Below are 16,436 nucleotides of genomic sequence, written 5' to 3'. Positions count from 1 at the left end.
TTTTTAAGTGACGTAAAATCGTGTTGAGGCTAACGCCCATAATGCGTGCAGTTGCCCGGCATCCAACGCCATTCATGGCCATATCAATAATTTTCTGGTGCGTACCGGGTTGAGAAGCGGTGTAAGTGAACTGCAGTTGCCATGTTTTACGGCAGTGAGAGCAGAGATAGCGCTGATGTCCGGCAGTGCTTTTGCCGTTACGCACCACCCCGTCAGTAGCTGAACAGGAGGGACAGCTGATAGAAACAGAAGCCACTGGAGCACCTCAAAAACACCATCATACACTAAATCAGTAAGTTGGCAGCATCACCATAATCTTATGTCTAATTGGAACGGAACGCTTTTGCTCACCATAATCAACTATTTCAATAGGTTAATCAATGGGCTGAGTTACGGAGCAAGGCGTGGCACCGCATTTCTGCAAGTGATAAAGAAAATATACAAACGCGAAGGAGATGTAAAGCATTAGCAGGTATTATGAGTAATGACCCAGTGTAAATTGGGCCATTGATGTATGGAATTAAGCGGTAATATATTCGAAGTCCGGATTGTTTAGTAGCGCTAAAATATTTTCCAGTAAACGTGGAGCAATATTATTAGTCGTCGCTTCGGGTTTCCATTGTGATATTTTAGCCATTTCCATTCCGGCATACCCACAAGGATTAATACGTAAAAATGGTGAAAGATCCATATTGACGTTTAATGCCAGACCGTGGAATGAACAACCGCGTCGAATTCGTAAACCCAGTGAGCAAATTTTCTTTTCCCCGACATAGACACCAGGCGCGTCAGCCCGAGGATGCGCTTCTATACCCAGTTCAGCCAGGGTATTCACCACTGTTTGCTCAAGCAAGGTCACCAGTTCACGCACACCGAGTTTACGGCGTTTCAGGTTAAGCAACACATACATCACCTGTTGTCCCGGCCCGTGATAAGTCACCTGCCCACCGCGATCGCTCTGGATCACCGGAATATCACCCGGCATTAAAATGTGCTCCGCTTTTCCTGCCTGACCTTGGGTGAATACCGGATAGTGCTCGACCAGCCAGATTTCATCAAGGGTACTATCATCGCGGGTATCGGTGAATTCATGCATAGCCTGGGAGATTGGCTCGTAAGGCTGAAGACCGAGCTGGCGGACAAGAATTTTATCCTGATACAAAACGGCATCTCCGTGGAGAATGAGTAAAAGTGGGGGAAAAGTATATCACAGCGAGGAGAGGGGAGTTACCCGACCAGGAGCCGGGTAACGGAGAAGCGAGTTACAGAACCATGCGGACAATATCGATTTTGCCCAGTTCTTCATACAGTGTTTCAACCTGCTCGATATGAGTGGCGTTGATAGTGATAGATACCGAGTGGTAGTTGCCTTTGCTGCTTGGTTTTACCGTTGGGGTGTAGTCACCTGGCGCATGGCGCTGTACCACTTCAACCACCTGATCAACCAGCTCAGGTAACGCCTGCCCCATAACTTTGTAAGTAAAAGGAGTAGGGAATTCAAGCAGTTCGTTAAGTTTGGTTTTCATGTCAGCTCCGGCGTAACGTAATTAAATAGCAACTCCCGCCAGAAGGCGGGAGTTTTTTTACTGATGCTTAGTATATGGGGACGGAAATTACACTTTCAAGTGTTCAATTTTTAACCAAACCAGTGATGGAACATTAATTTAATGTAATCAATGATTTTGCCGAAGAAGTTACCTTCCGGGATTTCTTGCAACACAACCAGCGGGCGTTGCTCGATCGTTTTGCCATCAAGCTGGAAGTTGATAGTTCCGACGACCTGATTCTTTTGCAGCGGCGCATGCAATTCACTGCTGTTCAGCACATAGCTGGCTTTCAGATCTTTCATGCGACCACGCGGAATGGTCAGGTACATGTCTTTATCAACCCCTAACGAAGCGCGATCAGAATCACCAAACCAAACCGGTTCAGAGGCGAACTCTTTACCTACTTTCAGTGGGTTAACGGTTTCGAAGAAACGGAAGCCCCAGGTCAGCAGTTTTTTACTTTCGGCTTCACGGCCTTTAAAAGTACGTCCGCCCATCACCGCAGAGATCAAGCGCATCTGGCCTTCAGTCGCAGAAGCAACAAGGTTGTAACCTGCTTTGTCAGTGTGTCCGGTTTTGATGCCGTCGACATTCAGGCTGTTATCCCATAACAGGCCGTTACGGTTCAGCTGGCGAATACCGTTAAACGTAAATTCTTTTTCTTTATAGATCGAGTATTCATTCGGTACGTCACGGATCAACGCCTGGCCGATCAGCGCCATATCGCGCGCGGAGCTGTACTGACCATCAGCATCCAGACCATGTACCGTCTGGAAGTGGGTGTTTTTCAGGCCCAGGGCGTTAACGTAGCTGTTCATCAAGCCAACAAAAGCGTCCTGGCTACCAGCGGCAAAATCAGCCATGGCGACACAAGCATCGTTACCCGATTGCAGGTTAATACCGCGGATCAGCTGAGAAACCGGAACCTGCATGCCCGGTTTGAGGAACATCAGCGAAGAACCTTTAAACACCGGGTTACCGGTGGCCCATGCGTCGTTGCCGATAGTGACTAAATCAGTTTCTTTAAATTTACCGGCTTTCATTGTTTGGCCGATAACGTAACTGGTCATCATTTTGGTCAGGCTGGCAGGATCGCGGCGGACATCTGCGTTCTGTTCGGCGAGCACTTTGCCGGAGTTATAGTCAATCAGGATGTAGGACTCCGCATCGATCTGCGGTACACTCGGGATCATAGTTTTGATATTCAGGTCATCGGCATGTGCAGCAGAGATAAAGGCTGTGCAAAGAGCCGTGGTGAGCGCCAGGCGCTTCATGATACGAGCGGAAAAAATGGTATTCATGGTCTGAACTACGACATCCGTGATGGAATTAAAAAAAGTGCCCTACTATAGCAAATGCACTACCGGCAGGCATCTGACTTTCCGCGTGACTTTGTTAACGTCATTTACAGAAATTGACACATCAGATGCCTGCTTTACGCTACTGCGCGGTGGTAATAAATGACTGTAATTGGGCTTCGGTTTGCAAACGTTGCTGCAAGGTACTGGCTTCGGCTTTGCTGGCGAAGGGGCCAAGCTGGATCCGCCAGACCGCGCCATTTTGAGTTACGCGACCGGGGACGCCGAACTTCTGTCCCAGTTGCTGTTGGTACTGTTGCGCACGAGCCTGATCGCTAACGGCCCCGACTTGCACCATAAAGTTGCCGCTGGCGCTTTGCGAGGCGGCTTGCGGTGTCACCATTGCAGGCGAGGTTGCAGGCGTTGTCGACGGAGCTGTAACAACGGGCTGTGGCGCAGGCGTCGGTTCGCTGCCTTCCAGTACACCAGGCGCTAAGGTCGTTGGTGCGCCGAGGAAACCGCTACTGGTTACCGGCGCGCCGGTCGGATCTTCGCTTTTTAGCGTCGAATTACTGACCGGAAGAATGTCACCCTGCGGGCCAGACACTGAACTTGTTCCCGCGCCACCGCTTAAATCGGGAGGTGCAGGCAGGGCGTAAGTCTGTTTGGCGACTGTGGTACAAGCCATACCAGGACCAGAAAGCGAACCATCCTGGGCGACAATAATCGGATCGATACGAACTTTGGTGTTGTTTGACGTGTTAAGACGGTCAGCTGCCGCGCGAGAAAGCGAAATAACGCGGTCGTTGCCGTAAGGGCCGCGATCATTAATGCGCACCACGATCATTCGCCCGTTAGCCAGGTTAGTGATTCTGGCGTAGCTGGGGAGCGGAAGCGTTGGATGGGCCGCCGTCAGCTGTGTCGGATCGAAAGCTTCGCCAGAGGCCGTCAGGTTACTGCCTGGTTCGGCATCATAGATTGCCGCCAGTCCCGCCTGGCTAAATCGAGACGGATCCTGCACGATTTTGTAGCTTTTACCGTCGCGCTGGTAATCCTGATTTGCCGTCGCGTTCAGTGGTTCGAAACGCGGGTCCGCCCCGCTAATTTCAACTATGGGGCCGTTACATACCGCAGGCTGCGGTACACTTACCGTCTGTTGCTGACCATCATCGCTTGTACATGCCGCGAGCATTCCTGCCGCGATGCAGATCCCGAGCCACTGCTTACGCATTGCGCACCTCTTACACGCTTTTCGACAACATTTTCCTGTGGGTGTGGATTGACATTACAATCCCGAACCCAGCCATCAGCACAATTAGCGCTGATCCTCCATAACTGACCAGTGGGAGCGGAACCCCTACAACCGGCAGAATACCGCTTACCATACCAATATTTACGAAGACATAAACGAATAATATCAGCATTAAGCCGCCAGCCATGACGCGACCAAAGGTGGTTTGCGCTCTGGCGGCTATCCACAGCCCGCGCATGATCAGCAGAATGTAGAGAGCGAGCAGAATCAAAATGCCCACTAATCCCAGCTCTTCCGCCAGTACCGCGAAGATAAAGTCGGTATGGCGTTCGGGTAGAAATTCAAGTTGTGACTGAGTGCCATGCAGCCAGCCTTTGCCGCGTAATCCGCCGGAGCCAATAGCAATTTTAGACTGAATAATGTGATAGCCCGCGCCGAGTGGGTCTGATTCCGGGTCCAGGAGCATCATTACGCGCTGGCGCTGGTAATCATGCATCAGGAAGAACCACAGAATAGGAATGAACGCCGCCACCAGCACTACTGCGACGCCAATCAGACGCCAGCTAAGGCCAGAGAGGAACAGTACAAACAGACCGGAAAGCGCAACGAGGATTGATGTTCCCAGGTCAGGCTGTGCAGCCACCAGCAGCGTGGGCATAAATATCAGCACCAGCGCGATGCCTGTGTTCTTCAACGACGGTGGGCAAACATCGCGGTTGATAAAGCGCGCAACCATCAGTGGTACGGCTATTTTGGCAATTTCCGACGGCTGAAAACGAACAATACCGAGGTCCAGCCAGCGTTGAGCACCTTTAGAGATGGCACCGAAAGCATCTACCGCCACCAGCAAAATAATACAGATGATATAGAGATAGGGGGCCCAGCCTTCATAAACGCGTGGAGGAATTTGCGCCATCACCACCATGATGACCAGACCCATTGCGATTTGGCCGATTTTACGCTCCATCATGCCAATATCCTGACCGCTGGCGCTCCAGATAACCAGGGCGCTGTAAACCAGCAATGCCAGTAAGATCAGCAGCATTGTGGGATCGAGATGGACTTTATCCCAGAATGTTTTTTTATTCGGATTATCCGTCATGATTAATGGTCCTCCGCTGCGGCAACCGCTGGATTTTCCGCAGGCAGATCGGTGTTGTTATCACCCAGCATAATGTGGTCGAGGATCTGACGCATCAGCGTACCAACCGCCGGACCCGCGCCGCCGTTCTCCAGAATAATGGCGACAGCCACTTGCGGATTGTTGTATGGCGCAAAGGCGGTCATCAGTTTGTGGTCACGTAAACGCTCGGCAATTTTGTGCGCATTATAGGTTTCGTTCGCTTTCAGACCGAAGACCTGAGCGGTACCAGATTTCGCCGCAATTTTGTACGGTGCGCTGGCAAAGTATTTATGCGCCGTACCGTTAGGGCGGTTAGCAACACCGTACATACCGTCTTTCGCCAGCTCCCAGTAACCGGAATGAATATCGCCGACGGGCGGTTCATGCGGTTGTACCCATGGCACCTGTTTGCCGTCTTCGGCGGTGCTCATCAGCAAATGCGGAACCTTCACGATACCGTCATTAATCAGGATCATCAGTGCCTTACTCATCTGGATTGGGGTCGCTGTCCAGTAACCCTGACCGATACCAACCGGAATGGTGTCACCCTGATACCACGGTTTTTTAAAGCGTTTCTGTTTCCATTCGCGGGTAGGCATGTTGCCGGAACGTTCTTCCGCCAGGTCGATACCGGTGTAATGACCATAACCGAATTTACCCATCCATTCGGAGAGGCGATCGATCCCCATATCGTAGGCCACCTGATAGAAGAAGGTATCCGCAGATTCTTCCAGCGATCTTGTGACATTCAGACGCCCGTGGCCCCATTTTTTCCAGTCACGATAACGTTTTTCCGAACCTGGCAGTTGCCACCAGCCTGGGTCAAACAGCGTCGTATTGCGCGTGATCACCCCGGCGCTCAATGCCGAAACCGCCACATAGGGTTTAACTGTAGACGCGGGAGGATAAACCCCCTGTGTGGCGCGGTTCACCAGCGGTGTATTCGGGTCGTTCAACAAGGCGGAATAATCTTTGCTGGAGATACCGTCAACAAACAAGTTTGGGTCATAACTAGGCGTGGAAACCAGCGCCAGCACCCCACCTGTACGCGGATCGGTGACTACCACAGCTGCGCGGCTACCCGCCAGCAGCGTTTCAATATATTGCTGGAGTTTGAGATCCAGCGTCAGGTAAATATCGTGTCCGGCTTGCGGTGGTACTTCTTTTAACTGGCGGATAACACGCCCACGGTTGTTAACTTCAACCTCTTCATAACCGGTCTGACCGTGCAGCACGTCTTCATAGTAACGCTCAATGCCCAGCTTACCGATATCATGCGTTGCCGCATAGTTGGCCAGTTTGCCGTCATTATTCAGGCGTTCGACGTCTTTATCGTTGATTTTCGACACATAGCCGATGACGTGGGTCAACGCCGAACCGTAAGGATAGTAACGACGTTTATAGCCTTTAACTTCAACCCCCGGAAAACGGTACTGATTGACGGCAAAGCGAGCTACTTGTACTTCGGTCAGGTTAGTTTTCACGGGAATAGAGGTGAAACGGTGTGAACGTGCGCGCTCTTTTCGGAATGCAGCAATATCGTCATCGGTCAGATCAACCACGCTGCGCAAAGCGTCCAGCGTTTGCTGCACGTTATCGACTTTCTCTGGCATCATTTCTATCTGGTAGATAGTGCGGTTGAGGGCCAGAGGGATACCATTACGGTCGTAAATAATGCCGCGGCTGGGCGCGATAGGCACCAGCTTAATGCGGTTTTCATTAGAGCGGGTCTGGTAGTCGGTAAAGCGAACAATTTGCAGATTATACAGGTTGGCGATAAGCACGCCGGTCAGCAGCAAAATCCCCAAAAAGGCGACCAGCGCCCGGCGCACAAACAGCGCGGACTCTGCCGTATAGTCGCGAAAAGAGTTCTGTAGTTTCATCCGCTGCGTTTTCTACTCAAAGCTCCCTTATCACTCACGGTGATAAGGATGGTTGGTGGTGATGCTCCACGCCCGGTACAGACTCTCTGCGACCAGCACGCGAACCAGCGGATGGGGGAGGGTAAGCGCCGACAGCGACCAGCTCTGCTCCGCCGCCGCTTTACAGGCAGGCGACAACCCTTCAGGCCCGCCAATCAGTAGACTGACGTCGCGACCATCCAGCTTCCAGCGTTCCAGCTCAGCGGCTAACTGCGGCGTATCCCAGGGCTTGCCTGGAATATCGAGGGTGACAATGCGGTTTTTGCCTGCGGCCGCCAACATCTGCTCACCCTCTTTGTCGAGTATGCGCTTGATGTCCGCATTCTTGCCGCGTTTTCCGGCCGGAATTTCAATCAGCTCGAAGGGCATATCTTTCGGAAAACGACGCAGGTACTCGGTAAAACCGGTTTGTACCCAGTCCGGCATTTTCGTTCCCACGGCGACAAGTTGCAGCTTCACGCATTAACTCCAGAGTTTTTCCAGTTCATACAGGCGACGGCTCTCTTCCTGCATGACATGGACAATCACATCGCCCAAATCCACGACAATCCAGTCGGCGCTGTTTTCACCTTCTACGCCGAGCGGTAACAGGCCCGCTGCGCGAGACTCCTGCACAACGTGGTCAGCAATGGACATAACATGACGGCTGGACGTACCCGTACAGATGATCATGCAGTCGGTGATGCTGGATTTGCCTTGAACGTCTAAGGCGATGATGTCCTGACCTTTGAGGTCATCAATTTTGTCGATAACAAAATCCTGGAGTGCTTTACCCTGCAAGTTTTCCCCCTGGGTGAATCAAATAGATAAAAATGGTCTGTCAGTATACCTGAACCAGAGGCGATTTCGGGACAATTGTCGCCGAATCGGCTTTCGAAAGTGGGCTATCATCCCACCCCGCGCCGCAGATTGCATCGCCATTTTTGTAAAACAATTTCTACAAAGTCGTGTCTGGCGAAAAAAGTCTGGCTGCGGAGAATATCAGCCTGCCCGGGTCTGTCAATGGTCGTTGCGGCTTACCCGTAAAAAAACAGAAAAGTCATGCATTATCGACCCCGATGGCACGGCTATTGAGGACGCGTAGCGTCGCGAATTTTTGGTTGATATCAATGGCGCTCCAACACCCCTAGTCAACGCGAAAATGCCACATAGCCTCGGCAGGCATGCCAATTAAACGGGCGATTAACAGACTCAGTACACCCTGATGGCTGACGACTAAAATATTCTGATAGTGCTGAAATTCACTAAGCCTTGCGATAAAGCGTTCCACACGTTGCGAAAATGCCTGAAATCCTTCACCGTTCGTGGGGATTGCATGCTGCCAGTCATTGCACCACGCGCTATAGTTTTCGGCATCTTCTTGCATGAGGTCGCGATGATGTCGCATCTCCCAGTCGCCAAAAAACATTTCGTTGAGTTCAGGGATGATTTGCACGGGGAGCTGGCGGTCACTGAGAACCAGTCGCGCGGTATGCTGTGCCCGTTCCAGTTCACTGCATAAAACCAGATCAAAGGAAACACCATGTAGCAGCGTATGCAGATTTTGCGCTTGCTCAATACCGCGCGCGGTCAGGGGGGGGGCGCATGACCGCTGTAAAGACCATCGATATTCGCTTGCGTTTCACCATGACGAATTAACCACAGTCGCATCATGCCCTCCGTAACGACAGGTATCAGCGATACAAGCCTTGTTGGTTAATGTAAGTCAGTACCGGTTCCGGCAATAAATCCTCACACGATTCACCGTTTTGCAAACGTTCGCGGATGATGGTCGCCGAGATGTTAAACCACGGCGTTTCAGCCAGATAAATTTTACCGGCAGGCTGAAGGTGAAGATCTTCCTGGTTATGTGTCAAATGATCTTCCAGCCATTGCTGGTATTGCGGTTGCGCCATTTCAAGTGGGTAACCTGGACGCCGACAGACGATCAAATGTGCATTGTCGAGTATCGTTTCGTATTCGTACCAGGTCGGAAAGGTCAGCAGTGAATCCTGACCAATAATAAACGCCAGCGGCACGTCCGGTCCTTGTTCCTGCCGCCACTCTTTCAGTGTTTGCGCAGTGTAAGAGGGGGCATTGCGCTTTAGCTCGCGTTCATCAAGAGTAAATAATGGCTTGTCGGCAATCGCCAGTTCAAGCATGTGTTTACGCTGCACGCTGTTCGCTTCCGGCTGGGGACGATGCGGAGGAACATTATTAGGGATGATTGTGACCCGCGTCAGACCAATCAAATTCGCCAGCGTTTCCACGGGGTTTAGATGACCATAGTGCACCGGATCAAAGGTGCCGCCAAACAGAGCCTGTAAAGATTTCATATCAACCGTCGATAAATACGTCCGCCAGGGGTTTATGGCACAACAGAAGAGATAACCCTTCCAGCTCTGCCCACACTAACTGACCGTAATCTTGTTTGAGGGTGAGTTCCGTTCGTGTCAGGAGTTGCACGGCCTGACGTAACTGCATCTGACTTAAGCGATTTAACGCCTCGCCCATCATGCCCCGGCGGTTCTGCCATACCCGATGCTTATCAAACAACGCACGCAGTGGCGTATGGGCAGACTGGCGTTTCAGGTTAACCAGTAACAACAGTTCACGTTGTAATGTGCGCAACAAAATAACCGGTTCGCTGCCTTCCAGACGCAGTTGCTGAAGAATATGCAATGTGCGCTTACTTTTTCCCATCAACAAAGCATCAACCCAATGAAAAGGGGTGAAATGCGCGGCATCATTCACCGCCTGTTCAACGCGCGGTAATGTCAATTTGCCGTCTGGCCAGAGCAGCGATAAACGCTCCAGTGCCTGAGCCAGCGCCAGCAGGTTACCTTCATAACAGTAGCAGAGCACCTGATTTGCCGCGTCATCCAGTTCTAAGTTGAGCTGTTTTGCGCGCGCAGCAACCCAGCGGGGAAGCTGAGCCTGCTCCGGTGTCTGACAGGTCACCTGCACGCTGCGATTCGCAAGCGCAGTAAACCAGGCGGCATTTTCTTGCGCTTTGCTTAATTTATTACCGCGGACGATCAACAGCAGGTCGTCATGCAGAAGTCCGGTGAGTGTGAGAAGTTGTTCATTGATCGCCGCATTCGGTCCGTTTTCTGGTAACAACAGCAATAGCGTTTGTCGACTGGCAAACAGACTCATAGCCTGGCATAACGAAAAGATCGCATTCCAGTCAGTGTTGGGATCAATGGAAAAAGTGTGGTGTTCTTCGAATCCTTGTGCCGCAGCTACCTGACGAACAGCGTCCTGGCTTTCCTGCAATAACAGAGGATCGTTACCAAGTAAAAGATACGCCGCGCGCAGCCCTTCATTGAGCTGCGCGCGGAGTTGTTCCGGGTACAACCGAATCATCAGTTACCCAGCGTGGTGGAGACGCGTGCAGGCGTTGCCGGAGTATCCGTTGTGGTCGACGTCTGTTCTTCGTCGGAACGAATATCCGCAGCACGGATGCTTGGCAGCTTACGAATCAGCTGTTCGGCAGCACGGTCGTACATCTCTTTTACGATCATGTCTTGTTCGTTATCTTTCGCTAACGCCATTTGCGGGTTATCAAAGAACGAACGGAAGACTTTGGCGCTAATCGGGTAGATATCACGGCCGGGGATCAACACGGTCGCATTCACCGTCATGATCATCTGATACTCTGCTGTTTGACCGTTACGGAATACCGATGCGGTATCTTTCGCGATGCTCACTTTACCCAAACGCAGGGATGGAACGTCCTTACGCGTGGTTTCTTTATCAAGCAACTCGACACCATTCAGACGTAACTGGTTACGCACCGCACGGCTTAATGGCCCGTTCGGATCGCCTGAGTCCAGGATCATGACCTTCATAGTGGAAGGAACCTGCGTGGTATCACGCAGATGCCAGCCACACCCGGCGGTGATTAACACCGCCAGAGATAACAACAATGTTGCCAGATATCGCACGCTTCCTCCCGCGCTTAGCCAACGACCAGATTGAGGAGTTTACCTGGTACGTAAATCACTTTACGCACGGTAACGCCATCAAGATATTTTGCTACCAGATGTTCCTGGCCAGCACGTTCGCGAACCTGTTCTTCCGTTGCGTCCACCGGAACGGTGATTTTGGCACGGACTTTACCGTTAACCTGCACCACGACCAGCGTGGAGTCTTCCACCATCGCTTTTTCGTCAGCAACCGGCCACGGCGCGTTGTCGATATCGCCTTCGCCTTTCAGTTCCTGCCACAGCGTGAAGCAGATGTGCGGGGTGAACGGGTTAAGCATACGGACAACGGCCAGCAGCGCTTCCTGCATCAGAGCGCGATCCTGCTCGCCATCGGTTGGTGCTTTCGCCAGTTTGTTCATCAGCTCCATAATCGCCGCAATTGCGGTGTTGAAGGTCTGACGACGGCCGATATCATCGGTCACTTTAGCGATCGTTTTATGCACATCGCGACGCAGCGCTTTCTGATCTTCAGTCAGCGCATCAACGTTCAGTGCCGCAACATCACCTTTTGCTGTGTGCTCGTAAACCAGTTTCCAGACACGTTTCAGGAAGCGGTTAGCCCCTTCCACACCGGATTCCTGCCATTCTAGAGTCATATCAGCCGGAGAAGCAAACATCATAAACAGACGAACGGTGTCCGCGCCGTAACGTTCAACCATCACCTGTGGGTCGATACCGTTGTTCTTCGACTTGGACATTTTGCTCATGCCGGTATAAACCAGTTCATGGCCTGCCGCATCTTTCGCTTTCACGATACGGCCTTTCTCGTCACGTTCAACGATAGCATCAACCGGGGAAACCCAGTTACGTTCGCCGTTTTCGCCAACATAGTAGAAGGCATCTGCCAGCACCATACCCTGACACAGCAACTGTTTCGCTGGTTCGTCAGAGTTCACCATGCCTGCATCACGCATCAGTTTGTGGAAGAAGCGGAAGTAGAGCAGGTGCATAATGGCGTGTTCGATACCACCAATGTAGATATCCACCGGCAGCCAGTAGTTAGCCGCTTCGGAATCCAGCATACCTTCTTTGTACTCTGGGCAAGTGTAGCGCGCATAGTACCAGGAGGACTCCATAAAGGTGTCGAAAGTGTCGGTTTCACGCAGCGCTGGCATACCGTTAACGGTAGTTTTTGCCCACTCCGGATCTGCTTTAATCGGGCTGGTAATGCCGTCCATCACCACATCTTCCGGCAGGATCACCGGCAGCTGGTCGTCCGGGGTCGGCATTACGGTACCGTCTTCCAGCGTCACCATCGGAATCGGCGCGCCCCAGTAACGCTGACGAGAAACACCCCAGTCGCGCAGGCGGTAGTTCACTTTACGCTCGCCAACGCCCATCGCAGTCAGTTTATCGGCGATGGCGTTGAAGGCCGCTTCATGGTCAAGACCGTTGAATTCGCCAGAGTTGAACAGCACGCCTTTTTCAGTCAGGGCTTGCTGAGAAAGATCTGGCTCAGAGCCGTCAGCAGCCAGGATAACTGGTTTGATGTTCAGGCCGTATTTAGAGGCAAACTCGTAGTCGCGCTGGTCGTGACCCGGAACCGCCATAACTGCGCCCGTGCCGTACTCCATCAATACGAAGTTTGCTGCCCAAACGGGAATTTCTTCGCCCGTTAATGGGTGAACAGCTTTAAAGCCAGTATCGACGCCTTTTTTCTCCATCGTCGCCATTTCAGCTTCGGCAACTTTGGTGTTACGGCATTCGTCAATAAAGGCCGCCAGTTCAGGATTATTTTCCGCCGCTTTCTGCGCCAGCGGATGACCCGCAGCTACCGCCAAGTAGGTACAACCCATAAAGGTGTCCGGGCGGGTAGTGTAAACGGTCAGCGTGTTGTCATAGTCGTTAACGTTGAAGGTGATCTCCACTCCTTCGGAACGACCGATCCAGTTACGCTGCATGCTTTTAACGGTGTCTGGCCAGTGATCCAGTTTATCCAGATCGTTGAGCAGCTCGTCAGCGTAAGCAGTGATTTTGATAAACCACTGCGGGATCTCTTTACGTTCAACTTTGGTATCGCAGCGCCAGCAGCAGCCGTCGATAACTTGTTCGTTCGCCAGTACGGTCTGGTCGTTCGGGCACCAGTTGACCGCAGAAGTCTTCTTATATACCAGGCCTTTTTTATACAGCTCGGTGAAGAATTTCTGTTCCCAACGGTAGTATTCCGGCGTACAGGTTGCCAGCTCGCGGCTCCAGTCATAACCAAAGCCCAGCATTTTGAGCTGGTTTTTCATATACGCGATGTTGTCGTACGTCCACGGTGCCGGAGCGGTGTTGTTTTTCACCGCCGCGCCTTCCGCAGGCAGACCAAACGCGTCCCAGCCGATCGGCTGCAGGACGTTTTTGCCCAGCATACGCTGGTAGCGGGCGATCACGTCACCGATGGTGTAGTTACGTACGTGGCCCATGTGTAGTCGACCAGAAGGATAGGGAAGCATAGACAGGCAGTAATACTTCTCTTTGCTCTCGTCTTCGGTTACTTCAAATGTGCGCTTCTCATCCCAATGAAGCTGTACTTTGGATTCTATCTCTTCCGGGCGGTATTGCTCTTGCATGGCAGCCAGTGGTCCTGTTTTCAATACGGCTACAAATGTAGCGTTGAGGTGGTTTTTCAGATCCGCATAGCATAGCCCAAACGTCCGCGTCAAAACAGCCTTTCGCGCACTCGACGTTGAAATGATGCCCGGATTATTCATACATTAATTTACAGAGTTTGTGGGCGTATTAGCAAAGCAAGGAACAAAGAACGTCTATTATTATAGTCAGTTAACGACCCGGGAGATGAAACGATGAACAAGGTTGCTCAATATTACCGTGAACTGGTCGCGTCACTGAGCGAACGCCTGCGCAATGGCGAACGTGATATCGACGCACTGGTGGAACAGGCGCGCGAGCGCGTAATAAAAACAGGGGAGTTAACGCGAACCGAGGTCGATGAGCTGACGCGAGCTGTAAGACGTGACCTGGAAGAGTTCGCCATGAGCTATGAAGAGAGCCTGAAAGAAGAATCTGACAGCGTCTTTATGCGGGTGATTAAAGAAAGCTTATGGCAGGAGCTGGCAGATATCACCGATAAAACGCAGCTTGAATGGCGCGAAGTTTTCCCGGACCTCAATCATCATGGGGTTTATCACAGCGGAGAAGTGGTCGGGCTGGGAAATCTGGTCTGCGAGAAATGTCACTTCCATCTCCCGATCTACACACCGGAAGTGCTGACGCTATGCCCGAAATGTGGTCATGACCAGTTCCAGAGACGCCCGTTTGAGCCGTAATAGTCTGATTTCGCACAGCAATAAAGAGAATATGGGCCGAATGAAATTCCCCGGCCCTTGTTTTTATCTCTACAGTAAATCTTCAGTCTCACGAATTTCCTGACTGACATCTCTGGTTCCGGATGACTGAACTTTACGATACAGGTCGAGAGCCTGTCGGAGATCGACAGGTCTTCCTTCTCCGTAGTGATACATAATGGCCAGGTTATACCAGGCAGTGGCGTCATTGCATTCAGCGGCTTTCGTAAACCATTCAAAGGCAGCCTGATAATCTTTCTCAACGCCTTGTCCGTGTTTATACATATAACCGATGTTGACGTAAGCGCCGACGCTTTCCTGAGCGGCAGCCTTCAGATACCAGTACATCGCTTGCTTATAGTCCTGGTCCACCCCTTCGCCAGCGTTATAATCCCATGCAATTTGAAACTGGGCGTGCCGATTACTCTGCTGTGCGCTTTTCAAATACCAGAATGCGGCGAGTGTCTTGTTTTGAGCAACGCCTTTTCCGTCTTCATAAAGATCGGCCAGATTGTTTTGCGCGTCACTATGGCCTTGTAATGCAGCTTGTTTGTACCAGAAAAATGCCAGCGCATAGTCTTTTGCGACTCCGTTGCCATTTCTGTACATCCACCCAAGATTATTTTGCGCATAAGACATTCCGCTCTCCGCGGCTATCTGATACCAGACAACCGCTTCTTTATAATTGGGGTCTTCTCCACGATCCAGTATCCAGCCAAGGGCGTTGGAAGCGAAAGTATGGCCTTGTAGGGCAGTTTTTTTCAGCCAAAAGATGGCATGCTCATTATCTTTATGACGGCTTTTATCCTCAGTATACTTTTGTCCTAAGGAATATTGTGCTTCACAATGACCTTGCTCGGCGGCCAGCTTCAGCCAGTAAAAGGCCTTTTCGTCGTCCGGAGAGTCAATTGCGCTATCGCGATTATAATAAAACCCAACAATATATTGAGCCTCGCAATCGCCTTTTTCAGCACGTTCGATAATCTCATCTATTGATAAATTATCGCAGCAACTTGACGTAAAAATCATTATCATTTCCTTATGGTTGTAGATAAAACATATTATATTTTATGTGTTCCATTTTTGCGTAAGCCTTATTTTATGCGTATTATGTCGCGTCAGAAAAGTATAAATAACTGAGTCTCGAAATGTAGTTTACATTCATTAAATGAATGTTTAAGGATAAATTATATGGACATGGGGTCGCAAAAAATATTGTTTGCACTTTCCACTCCGATGGAAATACGCAATGAATGCTGTTTACCTTCGCATTCATCCCCCAAAATGTATTTAGGTACATGCTTTTTTGACCTTTCTTCCTCATGGGGAATTGATGACCGTGATGACCTGCTACGCACAATTCACCGAATGATCGAGAACGGTCATGCCGCTCGGTTGGCAGGGTTTTATCACCGCTGGTTTCGTTATTCTCCATGTGAATGGCGTGACTATCTTGCTGAATTAAATGAGCAAGGTCAGGCTTATGCGCAATTTGTCGCCAGCACAGCCGAATGCTGTGGTGAGGGAGGAATTAAAGCATGGGATTATGTCCGGATGGGTTTTTTAAGTCGAATGGGCGTACTTAATAACTGGTTGAGTGAAGAAGAAAGTCTATGGATCCAGTCGCGTATTCATCTACGGGCTCTACGTTATTATAGTAACTGGCGGCAATACTTTGCCGGTTATACCTTTGGTCGGCAATATTGGCAGTCTCCCGAAGATGATCATCTGCCTTTATTACGCGAATTCTTAGCGCGTAAAGAATACGACGATTCCGGCAATGGGTAATGCTGCCAACTTACTGATTTAGTGTATGATGGTGATTTTAAGGTGCTTGCGTGGCTTCCATTTCCATCAGATGTCCTTCCTGCTCCGCTACTGAAGGCGTGGTGCGTAACGGCAAAAGCACTGCCGGACATCAGCGCTATCTCTGCTCTCATTGCCGTAAAACATGGCAACTACAGTTCACTTACACCGCCTCTCAGCCCGGTACGCACCAGAAAATCATTGATATGGCCATGAATGGCGTCGGA

The 16,436-nt window shown here is 50.9% G+C and carries 16 protein-coding genes and 2 pseudogenes; 3 read left to right on the top strand and 15 right to left on the bottom strand.

Annotated elements, in window-relative coordinates:
* From BFF42_RS25025 to leuS, 14 genes and pseudogenes are all read right to left on the bottom strand, one after another.
* Window positions 1–256 (bottom strand): IS1 family transposase (locus BFF42_RS25025; RefSeq protein ID WP_146753277.1); only part of this gene is annotated, 256 nt, incomplete at its 3' end.
* 264 nt (window positions 257–520) lie between these two features.
* The gene (gene lipB / locus BFF42_RS25020; RefSeq protein WP_000284027.1) at window positions 521–1,162 is read right to left on the bottom strand and encodes a lipoyl(octanoyl) transferase LipB; all 642 of its coding nucleotides are present in this window, start codon (window positions 1,160–1,162) and stop codon (window positions 521–523) included.
* A 100-nt stretch (window positions 1,163–1,262) separates the two neighbouring features.
* A complete protein-coding gene (ybeD, locus tag BFF42_RS25015; protein WP_000850550.1) occupies window positions 1,263–1,526 on the bottom strand; it encodes a DUF493 family protein YbeD in 264 nt (87 codons plus the stop codon).
* A gap of 110 nt (window positions 1,527–1,636) precedes the next feature.
* Window positions 1,637–2,848, bottom strand: a complete 1,212-nt coding sequence (gene dacA / locus BFF42_RS25010; protein WP_001092090.1) for a D-alanyl-D-alanine carboxypeptidase DacA — start codon at window positions 2,846–2,848, stop codon at window positions 1,637–1,639.
* Between the two features lie 139 nt (window positions 2,849–2,987).
* Window positions 2,988–4,076 carry an endolytic peptidoglycan transglycosylase RlpA gene (gene rlpA, locus BFF42_RS25005; protein ID WP_001231433.1) on the bottom strand — a complete coding sequence of 363 codons (1,089 nt, stop codon included), beginning with the start codon at window positions 4,074–4,076 and terminating at the stop codon, window positions 2,988–2,990.
* A gap of 10 nt (window positions 4,077–4,086) precedes the next feature.
* Window positions 4,087–5,199, bottom strand: a complete 1,113-nt coding sequence (mrdB, locus tag BFF42_RS25000) for a peptidoglycan glycosyltransferase MrdB (RefSeq protein WP_000131719.1) — start codon at window positions 5,197–5,199, stop codon at window positions 4,087–4,089.
* Between the two features lie 2 nt (window positions 5,200–5,201).
* A complete protein-coding gene (mrdA, locus tag BFF42_RS24995) occupies window positions 5,202–7,103 on the bottom strand; it encodes a peptidoglycan DD-transpeptidase MrdA (RefSeq protein WP_000776188.1) in 1,902 nt (633 codons plus the stop codon).
* 30 nt (window positions 7,104–7,133) lie between these two features.
* Window positions 7,134–7,601 (bottom strand): 23S rRNA (pseudouridine(1915)-N(3))-methyltransferase RlmH, encoded by a 468-nt coding sequence (gene rlmH / locus BFF42_RS24990; RefSeq protein ID WP_000776104.1) that lies wholly within the window; start codon window positions 7,599–7,601, stop codon window positions 7,134–7,136.
* A gap of 3 nt (window positions 7,602–7,604) precedes the next feature.
* Complete coding sequence (gene rsfS / locus BFF42_RS24985) at window positions 7,605–7,922, bottom strand: ribosome silencing factor (RefSeq protein WP_001161664.1); 318 nt, start codon at window positions 7,920–7,922, stop codon at window positions 7,605–7,607.
* Window positions 7,923–8,181: 259 nt separating this feature from the next.
* Window positions 8,182–8,792: pseudogene (locus BFF42_RS24980) on the bottom strand (adenosylcobalamin/alpha-ribazole phosphatase).
* A 23-nt stretch (window positions 8,793–8,815) separates the two neighbouring features.
* Complete coding sequence (gene nadD, locus BFF42_RS24975) at window positions 8,816–9,457, bottom strand: nicotinate-nucleotide adenylyltransferase (protein ID WP_000838899.1); 642 nt, start codon at window positions 9,455–9,457, stop codon at window positions 8,816–8,818.
* A gap of 1 nt (window position 9,458) precedes the next feature.
* Window positions 9,459–10,490 (bottom strand): DNA polymerase III subunit delta, encoded by a 1,032-nt coding sequence (gene holA / locus BFF42_RS24970; RefSeq protein ID WP_000620541.1) that lies wholly within the window; start codon window positions 10,488–10,490, stop codon window positions 9,459–9,461.
* The gene (lptE, locus tag BFF42_RS24965; protein WP_001269673.1) at window positions 10,490–11,071 is read right to left on the bottom strand and encodes an LPS assembly lipoprotein LptE; all 582 of its coding nucleotides are present in this window, start codon (window positions 11,069–11,071) and stop codon (window positions 10,490–10,492) included. The genes holA and lptE overlap by 1 nt, the downstream gene beginning before the upstream one ends.
* Before the next feature lie 14 nt (window positions 11,072–11,085).
* On the bottom strand, window positions 11,086–13,668 hold the full coding sequence (gene leuS, locus BFF42_RS24960) for a leucine--tRNA ligase (protein WP_004981279.1): 2,583 nt from the start codon (window positions 13,666–13,668) through the stop codon (window positions 11,086–11,088).
* A 234-nt stretch (window positions 13,669–13,902) separates the two neighbouring features.
* Between leuS and BFF42_RS24955 the strand changes: the two genes are divergently transcribed.
* On the top strand, window positions 13,903–14,385 hold the full coding sequence (locus BFF42_RS24955; protein WP_001044878.1) for a zinc ribbon-containing protein: 483 nt from the start codon (window positions 13,903–13,905) through the stop codon (window positions 14,383–14,385).
* Between the two features lie 69 nt (window positions 14,386–14,454).
* On the opposite strand, the gene ybeQ is transcribed toward BFF42_RS24955, so the two are convergent.
* Complete coding sequence (ybeQ, locus tag BFF42_RS24950; protein ID WP_000578165.1) at window positions 14,455–15,432, bottom strand: Sel1 family TPR-like repeat protein YbeQ; 978 nt, start codon at window positions 15,430–15,432, stop codon at window positions 14,455–14,457.
* Between the two features lie 162 nt (window positions 15,433–15,594).
* Between ybeQ and BFF42_RS24945 the strand changes: the two are divergent.
* Both BFF42_RS24945 and BFF42_RS24940 read left to right on the top strand, forming a co-directional pair.
* Window positions 15,595–16,185 (top strand): annotated as a pseudogene (locus BFF42_RS24945) (DUF1266 domain-containing protein); the annotation flags it as partial.
* A gap of 56 nt (window positions 16,186–16,241) precedes the next feature.
* A partial coding sequence (locus BFF42_RS24940; protein ID WP_001649947.1) for an IS1 family transposase occupies window positions 16,242–16,436 on the top strand: 195 nt, incomplete at its 3' end.

The organism is Shigella sp. FC1661 (assembly GCF_001712525.1).
GTDB lineage: Bacteria > Pseudomonadota > Gammaproteobacteria > Enterobacterales > Enterobacteriaceae > Escherichia > Escherichia coli.
The sequence above is the reverse complement of the archived record's forward strand: the minus strand, read 5'-3'. Positions and strand labels throughout refer to the sequence as shown.